The sequence below is a fragment of the Pseudoramibacter faecis genome, from assembly GCF_036289405.1.
GTDB lineage: Bacteria > Bacillota > Clostridia > Eubacteriales > Eubacteriaceae > Pseudoramibacter > Pseudoramibacter faecis.
Genome location: NZ_JAYFFI010000004.1, coordinates 1 through 22480 on the forward strand (window position 1 = coordinate 1; position 22480 = coordinate 22480).

The following is a 22480-nucleotide window of genomic DNA, read 5'->3' on the forward strand; positions in this document are numbered from 1 at the left end:
ATGTGTTCGCGAGTCTGCGGCATCGGACCGTCTGCCGCGGAAACGACTAAGATCGCGCCGTCCATCTGGGCTGCGCCGGTGATCATGTTTTTGACGTAGTCGGCGTGCCCGGGGCAGTCAACATGGGCATAATGACGGGTCGGCGTTTCGTATTCAACGTGGGCGGTGGAGATGGTGATCCCGCGTTCTCTTTCTTCCGGTGCTTTATCGATGTTTTCGAACGCGACTTCTTCACCGGAACCGTACCGCCCGTGAAGCACTTTCGTGATCGCCGCTGTTAATGTGGTTTTTCCATGGTCGACATGCCCGATGGTCCCGATGTTTACATGCGGCTTCGATCTTTCAAATTTTTCTTTTGCCATTTTAAAATCTCCTTATTTTATGGTTTACAATCTTATGCCATTATATTAAATTCGGGCGTTTCTTTCAAGCCCTTTCTGAAAAATCGCCGGTTCCCGGCGTTTTTTTGCCTTTCCCTTAATCGGGCACACTCAAGGGGTTTAATAGGCTCTGGCGAAATAAGCCATCTTGTTGGCATGCTTGCCGCAGCATACACAGGTGCCGTCGCCAATGACCTCCTGTTCGCCGTCAAAGGGAATACAGCGCAGGGTTGCGCCGGTTTCGCCGTGAATTTTGTCTTCACAGGCCGGATCGCCGCACCAGTTAGCTTTGATAAAGCCGGGATTTTCCCTGAGACGTTCGGCAAATTCCTGCATATCCTTTGCCGTGGATGTCTTGGCTTCCCGAGCCCTTAAAGCTTTATCGTAAAGGTTTTGCTGGATCGCCACCAAAAGATCGGCCACATGGGCTTCAATATCGTCCAGCGAGACGGCCGTTTTTTTTCCGGTGTCCCGGCGCGCCAGCACACATTCGCCCCTCTCGAGATCCCTCGGTCCGATTTCAAGGCGAATCGGCACCCCTTTCATTTCCCACTGGTTGAACTTCCATCCGGGCGAATTGTCCGAATCGTCAAGTTCCACTCTAAAAGCCTTGTCCAATTGACCTGTCAGCTTCTCGGCAGCCTCCGCCACACCGGGCTTATGCGCTGCGACGGGAATGATCACCACCTGAATCGGCGCGATCTTCGGTGGCAGCACCAGTCCATTGTCGTCACCGTGCACCATGATCAGCCCGCCGATCAGCCGGGTGGACACCCCCCAGGAAGTATGGTAGGGATTTTCCTGTTGATTTTCGCGGCTCAGATAACTGATGTCAAAAGCTTTGGTGAAATGTTGACCCAGATAATGGGAGGTCCCGGACTGCAGCGCCTGGCCATCGTGCATCAAAGCTTCAATCGTATAGGTGGCTTCGGCGCCGGCGAACTTTTCCTTCTCGCTCTTTTGGCCCACCACCATGGGAATGGCCATGAAGTCCTCCGTCACCTCGCGATAAATATTTAGCATCTGCATGGTTTCCGCCTTGGCTTCTTCCTGCGTTTCGTGAAGGGTGTGCCCTTCCTGCCAGAGGAATTCCGACGTTCTTAAAAAAGGCCTCGTCGTTTTTTCCCAGCGGACCACATTGCACCACTGATTGTATTTAAAAGGCAGCTGCCGATAAGAATTGAGCCATTTGCTGTACATCGAGCAGATGACGGTTTCCGATGTCGGGCGGATAGCCAGCCGTTCGCCCAGCTCCTTGCCGCCGCCCTGGGTCACCCAGGCCACTTCCGGGGCAAAGCCCTCCACGTGCTCGGCCTCGGTCTGGAGCATGCTTTCCGGAATGAGCAGCGGGAAGTACATATTCTTGTGGCCCGTTTCTTTAAAGCGGTGGTCAAAGGCTTCCTTGATGTTTTCCCAAATGGCGTAGCCGTAGGGCCGGATAACCATGAATCCCTTGACCGGGGCATAATCGACCATTTCCGTCTTGGAAATCACATCCGTGTACCACCTTGCGAAGTCCACATCTCTGGGCGTGATGGCCTCGACCTGCTTCCCTTTATTTTTCCCCATTAATCTTTCGATCCTTTCAAACTTTGTTTATTTTTTGCCGTTTTATTATATCACACTCCGGCTATTGTTCAATCCTATTATTCCCCGGGAATTTGGGCATCGAGCCAGGCGAGCACCCGCATAAAAGAGCGCGGGATTCGGGTGACCGCCGTCGCCAGAATGCTGCCGCGAAGCGCGTTTTTAGATTTTTTGAGCTGTTCCAGCTGGCGCGGCCTAAGCCGGCGCATCCGTCTTCGCCCTTCGGCTGGTGTCAGGGTTTCGCACCTCTGATGAAAGGGAAAAGCGTCGATCTTCTGCAGCGTCTTCGCGCACCGGCAATAGTCTTCCCACTCGAAATGATCGTACACGTCGGCTTCAAAATCATCGCCGTCGGTAAAGAAGACATCTTTTTCGTCGCGGTAGGCCGGCCGCTTATCCCGATCGATAATGGCGACCGTCTGAATATCAAAGGCCTGATACAGCCGCATGCACCGGCGCAGACTGTCCGCCCCGTCAAGCTTTACCAGGCCGATCCCGCGGGCATCCAGATCCAGCCCGTAGCGCTCGGCGAAAACAGAGAAGGCCCCGAACTCCGTGTCTCCCTCCACAAAGACAATGCAGTGGCTGAACATCGCCTCTTTCAGATAAATAAAATTGTGGAGCATGTGTTTATAGAGGCGGTAATCCATTTTGAGCGCCGCCCCGCAGATCACAGCGATCTGCTGCGAACGACACGGCTGGTGGATGCGGATAAACTGATGGTAATCTCCCAGCAAAATGCTGGGCGAATGGGTCGCGATAAAAATCTGCCCCTTCAGCGCGCCGATGCCCGTCGCCGATTGAAAGCGATCGCGGAAGGCCGCATCGCTGCCGGCAACCATGGCCTCCAGCGTTTTGATCAATCGGCGCTGCCGATAGGGATGCAGGTGAATCTCCGGCTCGTCCAAAATCATCGCCAGCGGCAGATAACGCTGTCCTGTTTCGTCTGTGCGCGCCGCCGCAGCTTGTTTTTGCGCCACTGCCACAATGCGCCGCTCCAGATGGGCCGCATACCAAAGCGTTCCTGCTTCCGGCCCGTCCGTATCGCTGCGGGCATTGGTCAGCCGCGCCGCCGCATCGTAAATCACCGGGATTTTCGGCTTTTTGGCCTGGAAGGCGCCATCGCATTCCCAGGTGCAACTCGCCGCTGCCGCCGCATGGGCCTGCTGCACCGTCATTCGGCACACCGTTTCGCCGATGGCCAGCTCCGCCTGCACGCGCAGGGGCTTTTCGGGATCTTCAAAATCTTTGGCCTCAAAAGGCGCCCCCGCCAGCAGATGGTGCAGAAGCTCCAGCACGTTGGTTTTGCCGATATTGTTTTCACCGATTAAAAAGTTGACCGCCGGATCAAAGGTGAGCGCTTGATGCGAAAGGTTACGGTAATTCTCAATCAAGTTGATGGCGCGGATAAACACGAAAAAACTCCTTTCATTTGCTTTCAGGTCCTCATAATTGCTTTTATTGTATGCCTCGATTATTTAATTTATATTTATCTGTAGCCTTTTAGCTACTGCGCCGCCCTTATTTCGAGCAATAAAAAAAGCCTGTGCACAGGCTTTTCGTTGTCGTCTTAATCCGATCATTTGAGTTCGACGGTCGCGCCGACTTCTTCGATCTTGGATTTCATTTCTTCGGCTTCTTCTTTAGCCACGCCTTCCTTGAGGGGCTTCGGTGCGCCGTCGACCAGAGCTTTCGCTTCTTTCAGGCCCAAACCGGTCAGTTCGCGGACCACCTTGATGACTTTGATCTTCTGATCGCCAACGGAAGCCAGAACAACGTCGAAGTCGCTCTTTTCAGCAGCTGCTTCGCCGCCGGCAGCCGCCGGAGCAGCCGCAACCGCCACCGGAGCAGCCGCGCTGACGCCGAATTCTTCTTCTAAAGCAGAAACCAGTTCGGATAATTCCATCACAGACAGCGCTTTGACGTCTTCAATTAATTTTTCAACTTTTTCGCTCATGGGTATTCCTCCAAATTTTAATTTAATCACATGTGTTTCAAGCAGCGGTTAAGCTGCTTCTTCCTTTTTCTGATCGGCGATCTGACCTAAAGCGACAACCAAACCCTTGATGGTTCCGTTGAGCACATTGACCAGACCCGCAATCGGTGCATTCAAATCTCTCAAGGTCATGGCGACCAATTCGTCGCGGCTCGGCATCTTCGCCAATTGGTCAACGCCGGCGGCGTCGATCACCTTGCCTTCGACCACGCCGGCTTTGATTTCCAGCTTATCGTGATCTTTGGCAAAATCCGCCATCAGTTTAGCCGTTGCGACCGCATCGCGTTCGCAGAATGCAATCGCGTTCGGACCTGTCAGTGAAGGCAGCAAACCTTCCAGCCCCGATTCCTGAGCGGCAAAACGCATCATGGCGTTTTTGTAGACCTTATATTCGACTCCCTGTTCGCGAGCCTTGCTGCGCAGCTCTGTGACTTCCGCAACATTCAAGCCGCGATAGTCCACAACGACAGCGCCCTGCGCGTTTTTCATCTTTTCTGCGATTTCGGCGACAATCGCCTTTTTTGCTTCGAGATTGGGCATTGCAATTCCTCCTTTTTAGATTTTTACAAAAATCAGATTCAGAAGGTCACACTTCCGTCAGTGACGTTTGCTTTGCATAAAATAAGGCTTTCTCCACATAGGTGAAGAAAGCCTCTTGGTTCTTAAGCTTGCCACACCCTCGGCAGGATATTTGAACGCCGGCGCATGCCGTTGTCCCTGCTGTCTATGGATGACTTATTAAAGCTTGTTCAGTTTATCATCCCGTTTGGGGAATGTCAAGCCTTTTATCGAACCTTGGCGTTAGATTCTCGCGGTGTTGATTTTAACGCCCGGACTCATGGTCGAAGCCAGCGACACGCTGCGGAAATACTGACCCTTGGCAGCGGCCGGCTTCGCTTTTTTCAAGGCATCCAGCATGGCGCCGATGTTTTGCATCAGCTGTTCTTCGCTGAACGAGGCCTTGCCGACAATCACATGAATGATGTTCGCCTTGTCCAGACGATATTCCACTTTACCGGCTTTGGTATCGGCAACGGCTTTGCCGATATCCATGGTGACAGTGCCGGATTTCGGGTTTGGCATCAGACCCTTCGGCCCGAGCACACGACCCAAGCGACCGACTTTACCCATCATATCCGGCGTGGCAATGAGCACATCAAAGTCGAACCAGTTTTCTTCCTGGATCCGCTGGATATATTCATCTTCACCGAAATAATCGGCGCCGGCTTCCTCCGCTTCTTTGAGTTTGTCGCCTTTGGCTAAAACCAGAACTTTCACTTCGTTCCCGGTGCCGTTGGGCAACACGACGGAGCCGCGAACCTGCTGATCCGCATGGCGCGAGTCAACCCCTAACCGGGCGTGCAGTTCGATGGTTTCGTCAAAGTTGGCGGTCGCCATTTTCTTGACCTGAGCCACAGCGGCATCCAGATCAAACAGCTCAGACTTGTCATAAGTCTTCACGTTTGCTTGGTATTTTTTACCTTTTTTCATTTTTCCTCCTGTGGTCTTAACGGATAATCTCCTCCCACTTAAGGTTCTTCTTCAGATTCAATGACCTCGGCATGATGCCGATGATCGCGGTCTTATTCTTCGACGACAAAACCCATGGAACGCGCGGTCCCGGCAACCATCCGCGCTGCGGAATCAATATCCGCTGCGTTGAGGTCGGGCATTTTTGTCTGAGCGATTTCGCGAACCTGATCCATGGTCACCGTTGCGACCTTGTTCTTATTCGGTTCACCGGAAGCTTTATCAATACCGGCGGCTTTCTTGAGCAGAACGGCTGCCGGCGGCGTTTTTGTGATGAATGTGAAAGAATGATCCTGGAAGACAGTGATAACAACCGGAATGATCATTCCTGCGTCATTCGCCGTCTTCGCATTAAATTCCTTACAAAAACCCATGATGTTAACACCGTGCTGACCCAAAGCCGGGCCGACTGGCGGCGCCGGGGAAGCTTTCCCAGCCGGAATTTGCAATTTAATCAGTCCGATAACTTTTTTCGCCATAACGACACCTCCTCTATAGACTCGACGGCTGCACCCAGAAACAATTAAAACTGAGCCGCCCATCGGCGGTAAGGTTTGGATGCCAAAGGCATCCTGATTTGAAGAATATCTTGCCTTAAGTGTTTATTTAAAGGCCGTCTGGCGGCCAATAAATCATTGTGTTTTCTCAAGTGCCCATCCAATGCTTTATAGGGACTTGAGCTTTTCTGCCTGATCAAAATCAAGCTCAGTCAGCGTTTCTCGGCCAAACACCGACAGATTGACTTTAATCTTGGATTTTTCCAGGTTGATGACCTCCACTTCGCCGGCCATACCTTCAAAGGGGCCATCAATAATTTTAACTTGATCGCCGACCGCCAGGTCAATTTCGACCTGCTGTCTTCTGATTCCCATTTTCCGCAGTTCCTCTGGTGAAAGCGGAACGGGTTTCGATGCCGGCCCGACAAATCCGGTGACGCCTCGGGTATTTCGAACGACATACCAGGAATCGTCTGTCATGTACATCTGAACGATAACGTAGCCGGGAAAGAGCTTTTTCTCTTTGATGACTTTTTTGCCGTTTTTCGTTTCGACGACGTCCTGAGTCGGCACCTCCACCTGAAGGATCACATCCTCCATGCCTCGATGCTCAACCGTCGCTTCGATGCTGGCCTTCACTTTATTTTCGTACCCGGAATAAGTGTGAGCGACATACCATTGCGGTTTGTCATTATTTTCGTATTCCATTTGCGTTCCTTATTGATAAAGCTGAGACTATTTGCTTAAGAAAAGCGCCGCCAACGCGCCGAACCCGGTATCTGCAATCCAAGTCAGCAAGGTGAAAGCCACCACGATCCCCGCCACCACTGACGTACTTTTTACCAATTCGTCCGCCGTCAGCCAGTTGACTTTCTTCAGCTCGACGATCACTTCTTTAAAGAAGATGCCAATCCGCTGAAAGACACCCGGTTTACGGTTTTTCTTCGCGGCCGCTTTTTGAGCAGCCTTCTTTTCCTTGGATTTCTGAGCAGCGGCCTTTTCGTCAAATTTCGAATCTTTAACCGGTGCTTTCTTGGTTTTAGACGGCTCCGCCTTTTCTTTGGCCTCCGATTCGATTTTGGTTTTTTGTGAGGCGCGTTCCCGGGCTTCATCCATTTCAGCAGCAAACGCCTTCGCTTCCTTGCGCTTGGCTTTCTGTTCCAGTTCAGCCTGTCTCGCGGCTTCCGCTCGGCGTTCCTGTCTGTTTTTCTTTTTTTTCGCCATGTTTCTCCCTTCGTGCCCGCGGGCACAGGTTCACTGAAGCTTAGCGGGTTTCTTTATGCACCGTGTGCTTCTTGCAGAACGGGCAGTATTTTTTTAATTCGATACGATCCGGATTATTCTGTTTGTTCTTCATCGTATCGTAATTGCGCTGTTTGCATTCGGTACATGCCAATGTAACCTTCTGTCTCACGATTCTACCTCCTGTGTCCCGGTTTTCCCGGCCTATTTTCCCTTTGACGGGCTCGGATGGCGCAAAGCGCCATGAGGTGTGCTGCCCGCAATAAAAAAAGGCGACCCGCCTCATTTTTTTATTATAGCAGGCGGCCGCGGCCTTTTCAAGTTTTTTTTATGGTTTTTCACGTTCCGCGTTTAAATGGCGCGCCCCATTTGAAAGCAGTCTTTGGTGTGCCCGTCGATCTCGACAATGCCGGGAAAAAGGCCCCAGGGCTTGAAGCCGAACTTTCGCGCCAAGCTCAAAGACGGCAGATTGTCCTCAAAGATGATCAGCATCAGATGTCTATAGCCCAGCTCCCGGCAACGCGCGATCACCCGATCCATCAAAACCGTGCCGATGCCCCGATGCTGATAGGCCTTATCCAGATAATAGCTCAGCTCGCAAGCCTTGGAAAACCCTTCCCTGCCGGAACGATAGGCCGTGACCGCCATCCAGCCAACCACGCGGCCGTCCACCTCGGCCACAAAAATCGGATGATGCTCCGTGCGGTGTTCGGCAAACCAGGACACGCGCTTTTTTTGCGTGGCCGGCGTTAAAAGGGCGGTGACGCGCCTGTCGGCAATCGCCATATTCAAAATGTCCAGAATGCGCTGTTCGTCCTTTTCTTCAAAAAGCCGCACCCGTACCTGAGTGTTCTCACGCTGCCGTTTCACTCTCTGTCCTCTTTGTCGTCTCTTCCCATCCGATGCCCCTCTGGCACTCAGGGCTTGCGGTCAATGCCGTTCTTCCAGGCGATAATGATCGTCGCGATAAATAAAATCCCGATGAGCACCGCAACCGGCACCCATCGTGACAGCACCATCCCGATAAGCCAAAGCAAGGCCGGCAAAATGAGTGCCAGCGCAACCAGCAGGGCAATCGCCAGCCAGCCCCTTCGATGCGGATCCATCGACTCTATGCCTCGTCCAAATCATCTGCGGCATCCGCTTCCGCCTGATCGTAATAAGCGGCGATGGCCTGGGTCCCGCATTCGCCCATGCCGCGGCGGCGCAATGCTTTATACATCGCCCGCACCGTTTCAAGCACCAACAGATGGGTATCTTTCGCGTCGGATTCATTGCCGGCGATGGTCAAATCCTTAATCATGTGCTTCACATAAAACCCCGGATCGTAATCTCCGGCGGCCATCTTCGGGGCCAGGTTAGCCATCTGCCAGCTGCCGGCGGCCCCGGCGCCAATGCTGCCCAGCATCTTATCGATGTCGAGTCCCATCATCTGGCCGTACTTCACCGCTTCACAGACGCCGGCCACCGTGCCGGCAATGGCGATCTGATTGGCCATTTTTGTGTGCTGGCCGCTGCCTGGCCCGCCTTCGTAAACCACCTGACTGCCCATGATTTTCAAAAGGGGCCGCGCCTTTTCAAACGCCGCCGGATCGCCGCCCACCATGATGGACAAGGTGCCGGCCCGGGCGCCCACATCCCCGCCGGAAACCGGCGCGTCCAGCGCCAAAAGGCCTGCCAACGCCGCGTCTCTGGCGATCCGCTGGGACAAACTCGGACTCGTGGTCGTCATATCGATGAGCAGCGCTCCGGCCGGTGCCGCTTCGATGATCCCCGAATGAGCTTCCTCACCAAAGTAAACCGACTCGACGTCTTTGGGAAAGCCCACCATCGTGATCACCACTTCAGCGTCAGCTGCCGCTTCCTCGGCCGTTTTAGCCCAGCGCGCCCCCTTCTGAATGAGCGCCTCGGCTTTTGCCTTCGTCCGATTATAAACCGTCAGATCGTGGCCTGCCGCCATCAGACGACCAGCCATTGCCCCACCCATGACACCGGTGCCAATAAATGCTATTTTCATTTGTTTCACTTCCTTATTCTTCGTAGCCATCCTAATCGCCTCGGCGATTTTCATCTGGATTTCATTGTTTCATTATTTACATTTCGCCCATTATATCCCAGCTTTCCTTAAATTAAAAGCAATTCCTGGAGAGAAAACCCTCTCATTGCAAAAGTTTTTATCTTGTGCTAAAATACAAAAAGTTGTTCCCATAGCTCAATTGGATAGAGCGACCGCTTCCTAAGCGGGAGACCGAGCTCACGCCTAAATTGAAGATGTCCCTGTACCTCAGATGGATAGAGGGGTCGCCTCCTAAGCGAAACGCCGCGCGTTCGAATCGCGCCAGGGACGCCAGAAACAAAAAGAAGCTCCAAACGGAGCTTTTTTAATGCCTGTTCCGCATAGAACACGGGACAGGCTTTTTGATTGTTTTAAATCGATGGACCGTCCTATTTTTGACTGTACACCACCATCCCCATGGATGCTTTTCTTGATGAACGGCGTAAATATTTGAAAACCCCGCCGCCATACATGCCATTATCTGCGGTACCGTATAATTTTTCATGCCGTCGATCATTTGCTCGTATTTCAGGCTTTCGGCATCTGTCCCATCGGTTTCATTAACAACCGCCGGGTTTTAAAATCCGGTGCACTTGAACAAAACAGCCCCCAAGTCCGGCCAAAAATAAATGGTTTCAAAAGCTGTCGCCAGATCAAAAACCGCTTCTTTAAAATCCAGAGCCGATACATCTCCCTGCTAAACCGCACAACGCCTTTCCGCCACGGCCTGCCGATTATAGGCTTCCGTCTTGCCACCGCGGCGAATAATCCACGGCCATCACCTGCGCCTGAGGATAACGTTCTAGCAGTGCGGCGGCATTGCCATCCCAGGTCATCAATAACCGTTTCCGGCGTAACGGCCGGGAAACGCTGTATTCCCCCGTCTGCCACCTTGACATGCCCGACATTTATGCCTTTGATCACCATGCTGCCAAAAAATCTCGGGCTTTCGCGTATTGTTCATAAACCGCCCGAATAATCCCATTTTTTGTGCTCTCTCATAATTCAGAAGGTTTTCAGCCACCAAATGCGGCCGAAAGCCTTTGCGCTTTTCCAGCACGACAGGCTCAAGGCCCGCCTTCCGACAAAAATCAGCTGCCTGATCCAGCCGATAGACACGAACATCTCCATGTCCCAGCAAATTGGCCAGGGGCATCTCCGTATGATTTATCAGCCAAAGCAGGGGCCTTGCCGCGGTATAATCCCGCAAAACAAGGCAGCCGCCGCCTCGCAGCACCCGATAAACCCGTCAAAGAAGCGCTGCGGATTGGGATAATGGTGAAAACTATTGGCGCAGATCACCGCATCAAAGGAAGGCGTCCTAAAGGGCAGGTCCTCACTGTCCCCGACGACGAACTGTGTATTGGGCAACGCCTTTTCCTGCGCGATGGCAATCATCCGCTTCTACTCACACGCCTCTTGCGAGGCGTGACCGTCGATGCCGCAAATCATGCGTTTGAAATGCGGATTTCTACTCACACGCCTCTTGCGAGGCGTGACTAACACAATCTTGTGCTAGCTCGACCTGAACATACATTTCTACTCACACGCCTCTTGCGAGGCGTGACAACCACGCTTGTTATTTCTAAAGCCATTTATATATTTCTACTCACACGCCTCTTGCGAGGCGTGACTTGGCCGCTTTTCCCGCCGCTTTAAGGAGTCCTGCATTTCTACTCACACGCCTCTTGCGAGGCGTGACCCGTTTTAAAACGCACGACAATTTTTCTGCCGATATTTCTACTCACACGCCTCTTGCGAGGCGTGACTCCATATTGATAGTCTCCATCGTCAATCAAACGATTTCTACTCACACGCCTCTTGCGAGGCGTGACGAACACAAAACAAAATTGACAGCCGTCACGCCGAATTTCTACTCACACGCCTCTTGCGAGGCGTGACCTAAATCATTCAGGAAAAAATCATTATCAATAAATTTCTACTCACACGCCTCTTGCGAGGCGTGACGCTGCGTTCTATGCAAGGTTCTGTCAGTATCACAATTTCTACTCACACGCCTCTTGCGAGGCGTGACGATTCAGGCGGTTGCGGATGAAAAAGGCATTTTAAATTTCTACTCACACGCCTCTTGCGAGGCGTGACGGGCGGCGGTTGAGCATTTTCAGCCGTTGCCTCATTTCTACTCACACGCCTCTTGCGAGGCGTGACCGCCAACAGATTCAGCGCGATGCCGACGCCTTGATTTCTACTCACACGCCTCTTGCGAGGCGTGACGGATTCCAGATATTACCGTGCCCCTTCATCTTGTATTTCTACTCACACGCCTCTTGCGAGGCGTGACTGTAACGGCATCGGGAAAGATAGAAGCAATAAAATTTCTACTCACACGCCTCTTGCGAGGCGTGACATATGTTCAACAGGGGACATATGCCCATATCCAGAATTTCTACTCACACGCCTCTTGCGAGGCGTGACAAGAGTAAACTTTTCGCCGTCCTTTAAAACCATATTTCTACTCACACGCCTCTTGCGAGGCGTGACAAAATCAGAATGGGGATAGAAACGAACGTTAATATTTCTACTCACACGCCTCTTGCGAGGCGTGACAATTAACTTTTACCCCTTTTCTCATGGCTTTTGGATTTCTACTCACACGCCTCTTGCGAGGCGTGACTTGTTGGCGTTCATCAGGGAATGCCGATGAACAAAATTTCTACTCACACGCCTCTTGCGAGGCGTGACTTTGTGTTGGGGTTGGTTGGAAGTTGGCCGTTGGCATTTCTACTCACACGCCTCTTGCGAGGCGTGACTGCATTGGTTTACATTTAATCTATCCCGCCAAACATTTCTACTCACACGCCTCTTGCGAGGCGTGACACGCGCATATCGTTCCGGGTGACGGATAAAATCGCATTTCTACTCACACGCCTCTTGCGAGGCGTGACGGCGACAAATAGTAGTATTTTAACTATCTGCCTCCTATATATTGTGCTTTTATTCTTTGTTACTTCAATTTACAATCGATAATCAGACTTTTAGATCCCAAGAATCGGCGAACCTTCCGCTATTTTCCCATCATCAGGGGTTCGCCTGTTAAACAATCATCACCCCCTCTGGATCGTATGTCGCTTTTGCTCCAATATGTTCCACCCGCTTTTGCCAATGATTGCCCAAATAATAAAATCGCAAACTGTCCTGTTCCTGGTTGATGAGTCGAATAAGCTGATCTTTCAATTTCATAAATGCAGAATAATCCAAATCAGCTTCAAATACAGAATTTTGCACACGCTGTGCATGATCCTGACAGGTTTTTGCCACCTTGCGCAATCGTGTTTTACCACTGGCGTCCGCTGTTGCCACATCATAACTGATTAAAACCATCATCCCAATCACCTAATTTCTTATCAGCTTGTTGGCTATTTTGCCAAAAAACAAGGATAATCCCTCAAATCACCACGAATATATTTTGCCAATAAGTTCGCCTGAACATAGGGCAGCAATCCAAATTGAATTTTCTGCTTCAAGAAAGGATGCTGCATGGTGGTTCTTTTCTTTTCCTGCCATTTTGTCAAAACTTTTTTACGTCCGTCGTCGTTGAGCCAAACAGCTCCGGAAATTTGTCGTTCAAAATCTTTTTCTCCGACAATTTTCAAATTCACCATAGTCAGCACAAATCTCTCAACAATGCATCGTGCCTCTTCCACCAAATCACAGGCTAATGATGCCCTTCCGCTTCGCAAAGTATGATAATAGCCAATCGCACTGTCCAGGCCGACCGATTCTAATGCCGCCGCATATTCGGTTGTTGCCAGGGTATAAACAAAAGACAGCAATGCGTTGATTGGATCCAACGGCGGGCGCTTATTCCGGTATTGAAACACAAACGGAACGCTTTCGTTGGTAATCAGTTGCCCGAAAACCGAAAAATACGCATGCGCGCAATGGCCTTCCACTCCCAGCAACATCTCTGGACTGTTTGCCGCATAGGCCGAATCAATTCCCTCTTTTAAAATGGCCACTGTTTTTTGCAGTGCGTCGGATTGCCGCAAATGAGCATTATCATGCTGTGTCCGTTTAATGACTTTGATAGAATTGGCAAATTTAGCCGCCATCGCATGTTGAGCAAGCATCAGCGACCGAACGCGGAAGCAGTCGATTTGCGCGACCCGAAGAAAGACGTTGCCTTTCGTCTCTCCCGACAGTTTGGCCTGAAATTTCCCTCGCGGAGAAATGAAACTGATGGGAATTTTTCGCGATACACAAGCCCCCATTAAAGCCGGAGAACAACCGATATAAGCAAAAGACACAATCGCTTCGATATTGTCAAAGGGAACACGAAACACTTGTTTGCCCTTAATGCGGCAAACGATATTCCCGCCATCCAGTTCAAGATAGGCCTGTTCATTGGTGACATACAAGGTATTGAGCAGCTTTCTCATGCTTCCTCCTCAGCCGTCAATTGATGAATCTCCCGCCGAAGATCCCAACGCCGTTTCCGGGTGCCCGGCAGGCAAATATCTTTAATCGAGCACCCACTGCAAAATTGTTTATCGCGAATCGGCGGAATATCTCCCGTTGTCAAATGTTGACGGATCGCTGCCAGAATCTCCTGCATTTTTCGTTCATACGCATCATAGTGCTCCCGAATCGGCAATGAAACGCGTCGCTTGCTGTCCGCGTAATAAATCACCGCATCGCAATCCGTTTGGAAAATCGCATCCACGCAAACCTTTTGCGCGAACACCTGCATCATGTCCTCAGGATGGTAATCCTTGTCCTTCGGCTGATGCGGCTTGTATTCCACAATGGTTATTGGTTTGCCGATTAAATCCTCAAGATTTTTAGCGCAAGCAGAAATTTCCAAACAATCGGCATAACCATAAATTCCCCAGCCATCGTGATATAAGGGCACCGATGTGAACACGTGTTTATTTTTTGCCGTATAGCTGCTCTTGGCGTCATGCACCCGCTGGTGAATCAAATTAGCCCTGGTCACATAATAATTTTCCGACCAGACTTTATCAATTTCCAAAAGCCCCCAACGATGCGGACAATACAAATAGTGCTGCAGTGATCGAATTGAGATACTTTCCTCATTCATCGGTTTAATAAACGGTCATTCGGACTCCCTCCAGCATCGTTTCGTCTATGGTGATGGTATAATCCGAAAACTTTCTCGGCGGCTGATCGGTATTTTTTTCGATGGTTACTTTATCGAAAAGCTGCCACGACGGCGCATTGCCCAGCACTGAGTCATGTTCGAATACAATTAAACGCCGCATGCGCATCTCCTCGCGCGCCGCACTGTGATCAAGCTCAAACATATTCATCAGCGCCTCCCAAAGCAATGCAACATCCGCTTCGGAAAGATCTGTCACCTTATTGGCCAGCGCGGCAGAGATATGACCTTGTGCCATATAAAGGCCATAGGGGATGATGCTCTTATTGCCCATTTCGCCGCCGCCGGATTCCTGAAGCTTGGTCTCGTCGGTTCTGGCCTGTCTTGTGATGGTTAAATCCATCACCTGAACCGGCGACAGACTTTTAGCAAAGCTGATCTGAACCGGCCCTCGGACAATCCCGCAGGAGTTGTCCCCCGTTGACATCACCGCACCGAACGCGCGCACATCAAAATAATGCTTGCACATATAATCCCGAGCTTTCAGCACGTCCGGCGCCGTCTTGCTCTTTTTCTTTTTTCCGGTTTCTAATCCCAGCGTCTCATATGCCTCCGTAAAACGGGTATTGAGCGCCTTGTCCGGTTTAATCAAAATGTTATAGCCCGGCTCGCCTTCTTTCACGACATCCACATAATTCCGGATCTTGCGCTTCAAACAAACATCGGTGATAAAACCAATATTGGTTTCTGCATCAACCCGCGGACTGTTGCCGGCGTCCGGATCTCCGTTGGGGTTGCCGTTTTCCACGTCAAAAATCATCATAAAGTCATAGCGATGTTTTAAAGCCATTGTTCTTCTCTCCTTCGTGTTCTTAGAAATCTATTGCCGCTTTTCATACAATTTAGCGTTCTGATGATAATAACCGATCATAAATTTCCCCTGATCCTGCAGGCTTTGTGTCTTGGGAAATTCCCCGCTGATCAGCGCGATAATTTCTGTCATTATCCGCTGATAATAAATGCGTGAACCCTCACCGAGCTTTTTCAAATGACTTTGACTCAGCTTAATCAATTTTGGAAAAACCATCGCAGGATTTGACGATGCCGATGCAAAATACGCATCTTTAATGGTGCGGTTCAGTTTGCCGCCGCTGGCATCTTGCTGAATTTTTTCTAATACCGCAAAAAATCTGCCGCAGACATAAGCCGGACTGCTGTTGGTCACATCTAATGCCACTTGAAGTGCCTCCCCATTCTTCTCGTTATTCATACGCATCCGCCGATTAATGCAGGCTTTGATCATCGCTGCCCGCGTATGGCTCACTTGCCGTTCTGTCTTTACCCGCCGAACCATCGTTGCCAAAAGATTTTCCGGATAAGGCGTTCCCTTGACGATCGCATCAAAAAGTTTTGCGACCAAAGCCGGCGAAGGCTGAGCCTGTGTGCTCTTTTCCGGAACCATGGCCCGGGCAATTCGCCATAATGGAATCAATTGCCTTTCATGCCCTATTTGAAGATCTGCCTGATGCCTGGCCGCATACGCTAACATCTGCCCAGTGGCTTGCCGCTCAATAAATTTGATTGACAGCCGGCTGGCGTTCGGCTTGATCCCAACGATATAAAACAGAACACGTGGATCGATCCCCGCATTGTGGCTTAGCCTTTCGCCGGAAACAATCCCTTCCCGCAAATCCGCGAACAATTGATCGATCACAGCGTCTGCTTTTTCCGGGCTCATGCGCGCTGCCTCCGCGTTGATCAAAAGCGTCATCAGATCCACCGGGCGGTCATCTTCAGACATCGCCCAAAACAAAACCGATGTTTCACCGATGGTTATTTTGTGACTCGAATCCGCCGTCAGGTAATTCAGTGCCGCCGTGTAGCGTTTCATGGTTTGTTCGCCAATGTTGCTGTTAAAGGACTGCTTGTTGCCATAGGACTCTTCCGAGGCATTATTAAAACCGACTAGAACTGTTCCGGACATCTGGCCTCCGGCAATGTGCTTGATTTTGTCATGGATTCTCGCCAGCACCTGCTCCTCGCCGTCAACGGCATCTTTGCCCATCGTCGCATTCGTCTTTGGCGCTTGACGCATTTGTTCCCATTTTGCAATCATCAACGGATCCTTTTGCAGCGTGTGAATCGGGTCGCTGGCAAGACAAAAATCAAAACGCGATTGATTAAATGCTTTTGCAATCCCCAAAAGTGCCGGGTTTTGAATTTCCTTTTCGGGTTGCCAGCTTTGAAGAAACGCACGATAAGCATTAATCACCGGCGAATCCAGCCCGTCGATCATATCAAGATTCATCTTGACAAACGCATCGTGGGACTTTTGTTCTTTGTCCGAGATTTTGCCGTTTTTCTTTTGTGGCCTCGAGGTGAATTGCTCATTTGCTTTATCGTAGGCCAATCCAAAAATGTAAGCGGGTCGATAATCCAAAATAATGGCTTTAACAGCAGATGCCGTCGGCATATCGGGAAACGATCTGCCCGGAGTAACAACGCGCTTTTTCTTGCTATTCGCAATAACCTCCTCCCGACGGTTGTCGACAATCCGATCAATTTTGCCGTCCGGCGTCAAACAAATCGTATGTGTGATTTCAATTTCCGTGTATCCCGGTTTTGGCAATTTTCCCGCTTTGATGAGTAATTGATAATAATCACATAGCGCATTGATCAGCATCGTTGTTCACCTCTGTATTTCACCACATCGATCACCCCGTCAATCAAATGCGGCCGGTAATAAATGGTTTCTGCGGCATCTGAGAATTGGTCTTTCCGCCATTCTCCTTTTTTCGGGCGGCCGCCGTCTTGAAAGGCCACCCTATAAGTCATAAAACCCAGATCGTTGTCGCCGGCCAAAGAAGGATCGATCTGTTCCAAATCAAAGGCATCCACCCGTTCGACGCGCGAAGCCGGAAATTCACTGCAGCCTAAGCATGGCGTTCTAAAAAACTGACCGCGATCGAGACGCCGGGCAATTTCTGCCTGATGTTTTGCCGCCGGATTGCCTTCTTTATTCTCCCGCTCGCAGCAAATGCCCGTCAACTCAAAGTGAAAGGCCACGCCATAACACACATCCTTGAGGACCATCGACGCGCGCTGACTGATCGATTCCGTTGTGTAGATGCAGGGATCTGCGTCGGGCTGTCCTTTCATCTGCTGCTTCATTTTCGTCTGAGAAATTTTATCCTTCACTTCATTTCGGCGGATATTCACAAACTTGATCGGCGAAAACACCACAATCTGATCAATCACATACCGAATGGCCGGCTTCCAATAAATCGATTTCATCAGCCCCTCCAATGCGCCGGGTGTCGGCACGTCGTAGGATACGCGTTCAACTTTAAACTCCGGTCGCGTAAAACACGCATAGTCTCCTGAAATCACCACTTTAAAACCATAACCCATCTTTTTTCATCCCCTTCTCCTTCTGTCATCCAATAAAATAATCTTTGCCTTCAAATCGAATCCCCGTTTCGGCATCATAGTAATCCAAATTGGTCAGACACCAAATACCCGTACCATAATCATCCAAAACCCCTTGCTCACGCAAAACATTAAACTCATAAGAATACACCGAGAGGGCATAAGGCTGCAACCTTCTGGCAATCCCCAAAGATGATTTTGCAAAAGGTACCTGTGACACCCAGGATCGGCTTACCTCGTCGATCGGCACAACGATCGACACCGTCTTTGAATCGATCAATTGAAATTGCTCCCCATAGGTTTTAAACTGCAGCATGGAAAAATCCGGTGAAAACTGATGCATGGCATACTGTGTCAGCGCTTCCCGATTCGCCGTGTACCAATTTTGATAATAAGCCTCGATCGCCTCTGGCGTATCAATTTGCTCAAACCGATCGAAAATCCCCTTGGCTAAACTGCTCCCGACATCTTTATCCGGACTTTTCTCTGCTTCGTCTAATTCAAACACATGAACATCGGCCATGGCTTGTTTCCCTTCGCGATTGCAGCGGCCTCCAGCCTGCAAAATGCTGTCAAGGCCCGATAATTCACGATAGACCGCATCGAAATCGAGATCCACCCCTGCTTCGATCAAAGACGTGGCCGCAACTAAAATCGGCTTGTCATCGCGATGGGCCAATCGATCTTTAATTTTGTGGATCGTCCGCAGCCGATCCGATGCAATCATATAGGTCGACAAATGATATTTGTGGCAATCCTCCGGGAATATGGCGTAAATTTCCCGGGCGGTCCGCCGCTTATTCACCACAATTAACGCCGCCGACGCCGTGCTGGCATCGGCCACCAATGCTTCTTTTGATATCAGGCCGGCATCATGATAGCGGCATTTCTGAAAAGCAGTAAAATTCCGCCGATCGTCAATCAAATCCAGAATCTGCATATCCGGCAGCGTGTATCGGGTAAGCAATGCCTTGAAATCCGGCATGGTCGCCGTTAAAAACAAGGCCTCACTGTTTAAATAACGCGCGGTAAATGCAACGGCCTGCAGACAGGGTTGCAAGAAATTGGTGGGCATCAGATGGGCTTCGTCAAAAATGATGATGCTCTCTGCTACATTGTGCATCTTGCGCAGCTGTCGCTTTTTACTGCCGTTCATCGATTCGAAGAACTGAACGGCTGTCGTCACGATGATACTGGCATCCCAATTTTCAACGGCATGTTTTAATTCCATCCGCACTTCTTCGCGCGTATCGATATCATCATAAGAAAAGGTAGACTGATGCCTTAAAATCCGCGCATCCTCGCCAAAAATCGTTTCAAACGTGCTGACTGTTTGATCAATGATGCTATTGTAGGGAATCACATAGATAATATGCCGGTAGCCCTTGCGGATGGCCCGCAACAGTGCAAACCTCATGCTGCACAGGGTTTTGCCGGATCCCGTCGGCATATTCATCAGATAAATCTCGGCATCGCGATCTGCCTTCGAAAATGCCTGTTCCTGCAGACTCCGCCGCGCTTTTTGCAGCGCCGTTTTGCAGATAAAACCATCCAGCTGCCTGTCGATACGCTCCAGACAAGCCCGGAAATCAGAACGCACCGTCCGGCGAGGGGTGCCGGTATAAAAAGCCTCTGTATCCAGATAATCCGCATCCGTCAGACAGGAAAAGCAAAATCGCGTTAAAAACGCCAGTTTATCTGTCAGGCATTTCATGTCATTTTGACAATCGGACGCGATAAATTGCGCCAGGGCGTTCTCATCCAGACAAAGATCCGGCATCTCCTGACGAAAAACCGCGTAATCTTCAAGCTGATCCCGCCGATTGATCCGCCCGTAAAGGGTCGGTCCGTCATCCTGCTCATGACCGGTATCCGGCAAGCCGGAGTGGTGCCCCGCGATACAAAGGGCAAGCATCAACCGCGTCACCGGTGTCTGATAACGGTCCATGGCTTCGACGGCGCCGCAAGTTGAGTGGTCCACCCGAATATTTTTACCGCGGATGCGCCTTTGAAACCGCTCTTGATATTTTCCAATATCGTGAAGCATTCCCAAAACATAAGCCAGTGATTTCAACGCCGGAATCGCAAAATCAGCGCTTAATGCCGCCGTATTTTGGCTGTGCTCCAGAATAGACTGTTCTCTTTCCCCATCTAAATGCGCAAGATACGAACTCATTGCCATGCTATGACCTCTGTTTTTTAAATGTTTTTCAAACCGACTTTTTTTATTTTATCATATCAACAATGCCTTGTCACCTCAATGCTTTGACCCCTGAACTCCCACCAACAGCCGCGTCGGCAGCACCTTCGCCACCAGGCGCAGCAGCTTCATCGCCGTCCCATAAACCGACACCGCCCGGCCGGCCATCGCGTCACGGTAGGCCTTGGCGGCCACCTTCTCGGGGGCAGCCATGAAGCGATTTTTGAACGCCGCCCGCCGGTGCACCTTCTCCGCCGTTTTAAAGAAAGCGGTGCGCACCGGCCCCGGGCAGACCGCCGTCACCGAGGCATCCGGCAGTTCCGCATCCAGCGCCCGGGAGAAACTGAGCACATAGCTTTTGCTTGCGGCGTAAACCGCAAAATTCGGCTGGGGCAGAAAAGCCGCCGCCGAGGCAAACTGCACCACATGAGCGCCGGCCGAAAGATACGGCAGGCACAGCCGGGTAATCGCCGTGAGTGCGCGCACGTTCACATCGATCATCGCCATTTGCACTTCCGCCGATAGCTCCGCGATGCTGCCAATCATCCCGAAGCCCGCCGCATTCACTAAAAATCCGATTTTCAGATCGGCCACCTCCAGCTCCCGTTGGAGGGCAATCAGCGCTTCCGCTTCCCCAAGATCCATCACAAAACAGCGCGCGGGTTTGATGAGTTCCTGTTTAAGCGCTCGCAGCTGATCCTCCCGCCGGCCAATCAGCCAAAAAGCCGTCGTCTCCTGATTTTCCCGATCAACCATCTTCGCCAGTGCCCGCCCCATGCCGGACGTCGCCCCGGTGATCACTGCTATGCTCATGATCCGCTCCTTTCAAGGTTCATTTTCTTTACGCCTATTTTACCGAATACCCGCTGCTTTTGCGCCCTTTATTTCAAATTTTTGGCACAACAAAATACCAATAAAAAACACCCCGCAGGATGATATGTACCCAAAATCCTGGACACATCATTGGAACCTAGGTTAGCAATAGATGGATGTTCTCCTGTATTTTACAGGAGGCATCCATTTTGTTTTGCTCTGAATCCGTTCGTTATTGTAGTAGTTTATATAGTTCCTTTATTCTTCCGCATATATCAGCATTACGTTCTGCGGCTACGTCTGTTTTTCCAAGCTCGAAGCAATAAGCAGATCTGGACATTCCCATCGCTTTAATTAGAAGCCCCGGCGAGTACCTTTGAAACAAGCTCATATTTTTCTTCTGCGGTCCAAACACTGTATCGCATAAAAACACCCTCCTTACTGCTACATTTTCATGTCCGGTAAAGAGGGTACATATCAGGAATCAGCACCGTTTTTAATTTTGCGATTTTAGTTTTCCAACGACTTATTTTTTCCCTGCGTCAAGCCGCAAAATCTCCGCCGCCAGGGGCTTGTCGATATACAGATAATCGGCCATCCCGCCGCGCAGGCAGGCCAGCACCGCGGCAGCCTTCTCCGTTCCGGCTGCCACCACCAGCTTGCTCGGCACGCGCCGAATCGTCGCCAACGGAGTTGCGACCACCCGAGCATCCAGCGCCCGATCCGCCACTTGACCGGCCGCATCCACAAAATGGGAGCAAATATCGCCGACCGCCCGCCGGCGCAGACTGTCGTAGGCCGACGGTGCAAAATATCCCATCTGATAGAGCGCGGTGCCCTGTCCCATGGCCCCCACCGAATACACCGCCACGTCACAACGATCCGCCAGCGTCAGGATGCGATTCACCGACGAATCGCTTTTAATCGCGGCGGCGATGGCCGGGGTATCCACCAGCGCCGGCGCCGGCAGCAGGTAGCCCTCGGCGTTCAGGGCATCCACAAAATCCCGGACCACCGCCGCCGTTCCGGTTTCATAAAGCGCCTTCGACAGGCCGCCGTTGAGCTGGATCACCGAGACGCCCCGGCGGTCTATCTTGGACAGCACCTTTCCCAGAGTCGACATCGTGTTGCCCCAGGCGACCCCCACCACCGAGCCGTCCGCCACCACGCGGCCCAGATCCTCCGCGAGTGCCGCGCAGATATCCCGACGCAGAATATCCCGGTTGCCCACCACATCGGGAAGCACCGTCGCTTTTTTAAGCCCGAAACGCGTGGTCAGGGCATCCTCGATGGCCGTGAAGCTATGCTTCGGCTCCACAATCGCAATCTGCACCATCCCCATGTCCGACGCGGCCCGGATCAGCCGGCTCACCGTCGACTTGGACAGATGCTCCCGCTGAGCGATCTCAATCTGGCTCAAATGCAGTTCGTAATGCAGTTTGGCCACCCGCAGAATCTGGTTGATTCGGTATTGATCGTTTCCTGTCGGCATCTTCCACCCTCCATTTATCCCTGCAAAATAATCCGCGGCCATCGTGATTTCGCTGAACCGAAATTCATCGTTTTGGGATTTATCCCATAATATGAAATTTGTTTGACACTCTTCGCCGCGCCTTTTATAATACCATTAACGGCGATCGCAAACGATCGACAAACTGCTGTTCCACCTT

The 22480-nt window shown here is 51.1% G+C and carries 25 protein-coding genes, 1 tRNA gene, 1 CRISPR repeat array and 1 other annotated feature; of the genes, 1 reads left to right on the plus strand and 25 read right to left on the minus strand.

Annotated features, from left to right (window positions below):
• The 13 genes from V3C63_RS04665 to V3C63_RS04725 all read right to left on the minus strand — a co-directional run.
• On the minus strand, nt 1-362 hold a 362-nt coding region (locus tag V3C63_RS04665; RefSeq protein ID WP_329886653.1), incomplete at its 3' end, for a GTP-binding protein.
• A 138-nt stretch (nt 363-500) separates the two neighbouring features.
• Nucleotides 501-1949, minus strand: coding sequence for a proline--tRNA ligase (gene proS / locus V3C63_RS04670; RefSeq protein WP_329886654.1), 1449 nt, complete (start codon nt 1947-1949; stop codon nt 501-503).
• A gap of 77 nt (nt 1950-2026) precedes the next feature.
• The gene (locus tag V3C63_RS04675) at nt 2027-3382 is read right to left on the minus strand and encodes an ATP-dependent nuclease (protein WP_329886655.1); all 1356 of its coding nucleotides are present in this window, start codon (nt 3380-3382) and stop codon (nt 2027-2029) included.
• A gap of 164 nt (nt 3383-3546) precedes the next feature.
• The gene (rplL, locus tag V3C63_RS04680; protein WP_329886656.1) at nt 3547-3924 is read right to left on the minus strand and encodes a 50S ribosomal protein L7/L12; all 378 of its coding nucleotides are present in this window, start codon (nt 3922-3924) and stop codon (nt 3547-3549) included.
• 48 nt (nt 3925-3972) lie between these two features.
• Nucleotides 3973-4503 carry a 50S ribosomal protein L10 gene (gene rplJ, locus V3C63_RS04685; RefSeq protein ID WP_329886657.1) on the minus strand — a complete coding sequence of 177 codons (531 nt, stop codon included), beginning with the start codon at nt 4501-4503 and terminating at the stop codon, nt 3973-3975.
• Between the two features lie 71 nt (nt 4504-4574).
• Nucleotides 4575-4711, minus strand: a sequence feature (ribosomal protein L10 leader region).
• A gap of 53 nt (nt 4712-4764) precedes the next feature.
• Nucleotides 4765-5454 (minus strand): 50S ribosomal protein L1, encoded by a 690-nt coding sequence (gene rplA / locus V3C63_RS04690; protein WP_329886658.1) that lies wholly within the window; start codon nt 5452-5454, stop codon nt 4765-4767.
• 92 nt (nt 5455-5546) lie between these two features.
• On the minus strand, nt 5547-5972 hold the full coding sequence (gene rplK, locus V3C63_RS04695) for a 50S ribosomal protein L11 (RefSeq protein ID WP_329886659.1): 426 nt from the start codon (nt 5970-5972) through the stop codon (nt 5547-5549).
• Nucleotides 5973-6158: 186 nt separating this feature from the next.
• Nucleotides 6159-6698, minus strand: coding sequence for a transcription termination/antitermination protein NusG (nusG, locus tag V3C63_RS04700; protein WP_006598990.1), 540 nt, complete (start codon nt 6696-6698; stop codon nt 6159-6161).
• Between the two features lie 27 nt (nt 6699-6725).
• Entirely contained in the window at nt 6726-7214 is a 489-nt protein-coding gene (gene secE / locus V3C63_RS04705; protein WP_329886660.1) for a preprotein translocase subunit SecE, read from the minus strand.
• A 40-nt stretch (nt 7215-7254) separates the two neighbouring features.
• A complete protein-coding gene (gene rpmG / locus V3C63_RS04710) occupies nt 7255-7404 on the minus strand; it encodes a 50S ribosomal protein L33 (RefSeq protein WP_006598992.1) in 150 nt (49 codons plus the stop codon).
• Nucleotides 7405-7583: 179 nt separating this feature from the next.
• Nucleotides 7584-8153 (minus strand): GNAT family N-acetyltransferase, encoded by a 570-nt coding sequence (locus V3C63_RS04715; protein WP_329886754.1) that lies wholly within the window; start codon nt 8151-8153, stop codon nt 7584-7586.
• Nucleotides 8150-8338 carry a hypothetical protein gene (locus tag V3C63_RS04720; RefSeq protein WP_329886661.1) on the minus strand — a complete coding sequence of 63 codons (189 nt, stop codon included), beginning with the start codon at nt 8336-8338 and terminating at the stop codon, nt 8150-8152. The genes V3C63_RS04715 and V3C63_RS04720 overlap by 4 nt, the downstream gene beginning before the upstream one ends.
• A 5-nt stretch (nt 8339-8343) precedes the next feature.
• The gene (locus V3C63_RS04725) at nt 8344-9279 is read right to left on the minus strand and encodes an NAD(P)-dependent oxidoreductase (protein ID WP_329886662.1); all 936 of its coding nucleotides are present in this window, start codon (nt 9277-9279) and stop codon (nt 8344-8346) included.
• A gap of 226 nt (nt 9280-9505) precedes the next feature.
• Here V3C63_RS04725 and V3C63_RS04730 point away from each other — a divergent pair.
• A tRNA-Arg gene (locus tag V3C63_RS04730) sits at nt 9506-9582 on the plus strand.
• 234 nt (nt 9583-9816) lie between these two features.
• Here V3C63_RS04730 and V3C63_RS04735 read toward each other — a convergent pair.
• From V3C63_RS04735 to V3C63_RS04785, 12 genes are all read right to left on the minus strand, one after another.
• On the minus strand, nt 9817-10215 hold the full coding sequence (locus tag V3C63_RS04735) for a hypothetical protein (protein WP_329886663.1): 399 nt from the start codon (nt 10213-10215) through the stop codon (nt 9817-9819).
• Between the two features lie 243 nt (nt 10216-10458).
• The gene (locus V3C63_RS04740) at nt 10459-10686 is read right to left on the minus strand and encodes a class I SAM-dependent methyltransferase (protein ID WP_329886664.1); all 228 of its coding nucleotides are present in this window, start codon (nt 10684-10686) and stop codon (nt 10459-10461) included.
• 2 nt (nt 10687-10688) lie between these two features.
• Nucleotides 10689-12194: direct repeats of the CRISPR family, unit length 33 nt; unit sequence ATTTCTACTCACACGCCTCTTGCGAGGCGTGAC.
• 148 nt (nt 12195-12342) lie between these two features.
• Nucleotides 12343-12633, minus strand: coding sequence for a CRISPR-associated endonuclease Cas2 (gene cas2 / locus V3C63_RS04745; protein ID WP_329886665.1), 291 nt, complete (start codon nt 12631-12633; stop codon nt 12343-12345).
• A gap of 32 nt (nt 12634-12665) precedes the next feature.
• Nucleotides 12666-13688 (minus strand): type I-C CRISPR-associated endonuclease Cas1c, encoded by a 1023-nt coding sequence (gene cas1c, locus V3C63_RS04750; RefSeq protein ID WP_329886666.1) that lies wholly within the window; start codon nt 13686-13688, stop codon nt 12666-12668.
• The gene (cas4, locus tag V3C63_RS04755; protein WP_329886667.1) at nt 13685-14350 is read right to left on the minus strand and encodes a CRISPR-associated protein Cas4; all 666 of its coding nucleotides are present in this window, start codon (nt 14348-14350) and stop codon (nt 13685-13687) included. Before cas4 ends, cas1c begins: the two co-directional genes overlap by 4 nt.
• A 4-nt stretch (nt 14351-14354) precedes the next feature.
• Complete coding sequence (gene cas7c, locus V3C63_RS04760; protein WP_329886668.1) at nt 14355-15218, minus strand: type I-C CRISPR-associated protein Cas7/Csd2; 864 nt, start codon at nt 15216-15218, stop codon at nt 14355-14357.
• 30 nt (nt 15219-15248) lie between these two features.
• Nucleotides 15249-17051, minus strand: coding sequence for a type I-C CRISPR-associated protein Cas8c/Csd1 (gene cas8c / locus V3C63_RS04765; RefSeq protein WP_329886669.1), 1803 nt, complete (start codon nt 17049-17051; stop codon nt 15249-15251).
• Nucleotides 17045-17779, minus strand: coding sequence for a type I-C CRISPR-associated protein Cas5c (gene cas5c, locus V3C63_RS04770; protein ID WP_329886670.1), 735 nt, complete (start codon nt 17777-17779; stop codon nt 17045-17047). The genes cas8c and cas5c overlap by 7 nt, the downstream gene beginning before the upstream one ends.
• 25 nt (nt 17780-17804) lie before the next feature.
• Nucleotides 17805-19979 (minus strand): CRISPR-associated helicase Cas3', encoded by a 2175-nt coding sequence (gene cas3 / locus V3C63_RS04775; RefSeq protein WP_329886671.1) that lies wholly within the window; start codon nt 19977-19979, stop codon nt 17805-17807.
• 75 nt (nt 19980-20054) lie between these two features.
• Complete coding sequence (locus V3C63_RS04780; RefSeq protein WP_329886672.1) at nt 20055-20810, minus strand: SDR family NAD(P)-dependent oxidoreductase; 756 nt, start codon at nt 20808-20810, stop codon at nt 20055-20057.
• A 162-nt stretch (nt 20811-20972) separates the two neighbouring features.
• Nucleotides 20973-21059, minus strand: a complete 87-nt coding sequence (locus tag V3C63_RS11770; protein ID WP_425355352.1) for an IS3 family transposase — start codon at nt 21057-21059, stop codon at nt 20973-20975.
• Nucleotides 21060-21336: 277 nt separating this feature from the next.
• On the minus strand, nt 21337-22302 hold the full coding sequence (locus tag V3C63_RS04785; protein WP_329886673.1) for a sugar-binding transcriptional regulator: 966 nt from the start codon (nt 22300-22302) through the stop codon (nt 21337-21339).
• Between the last annotated feature and the right edge of the window lie 178 nt (nt 22303-22480).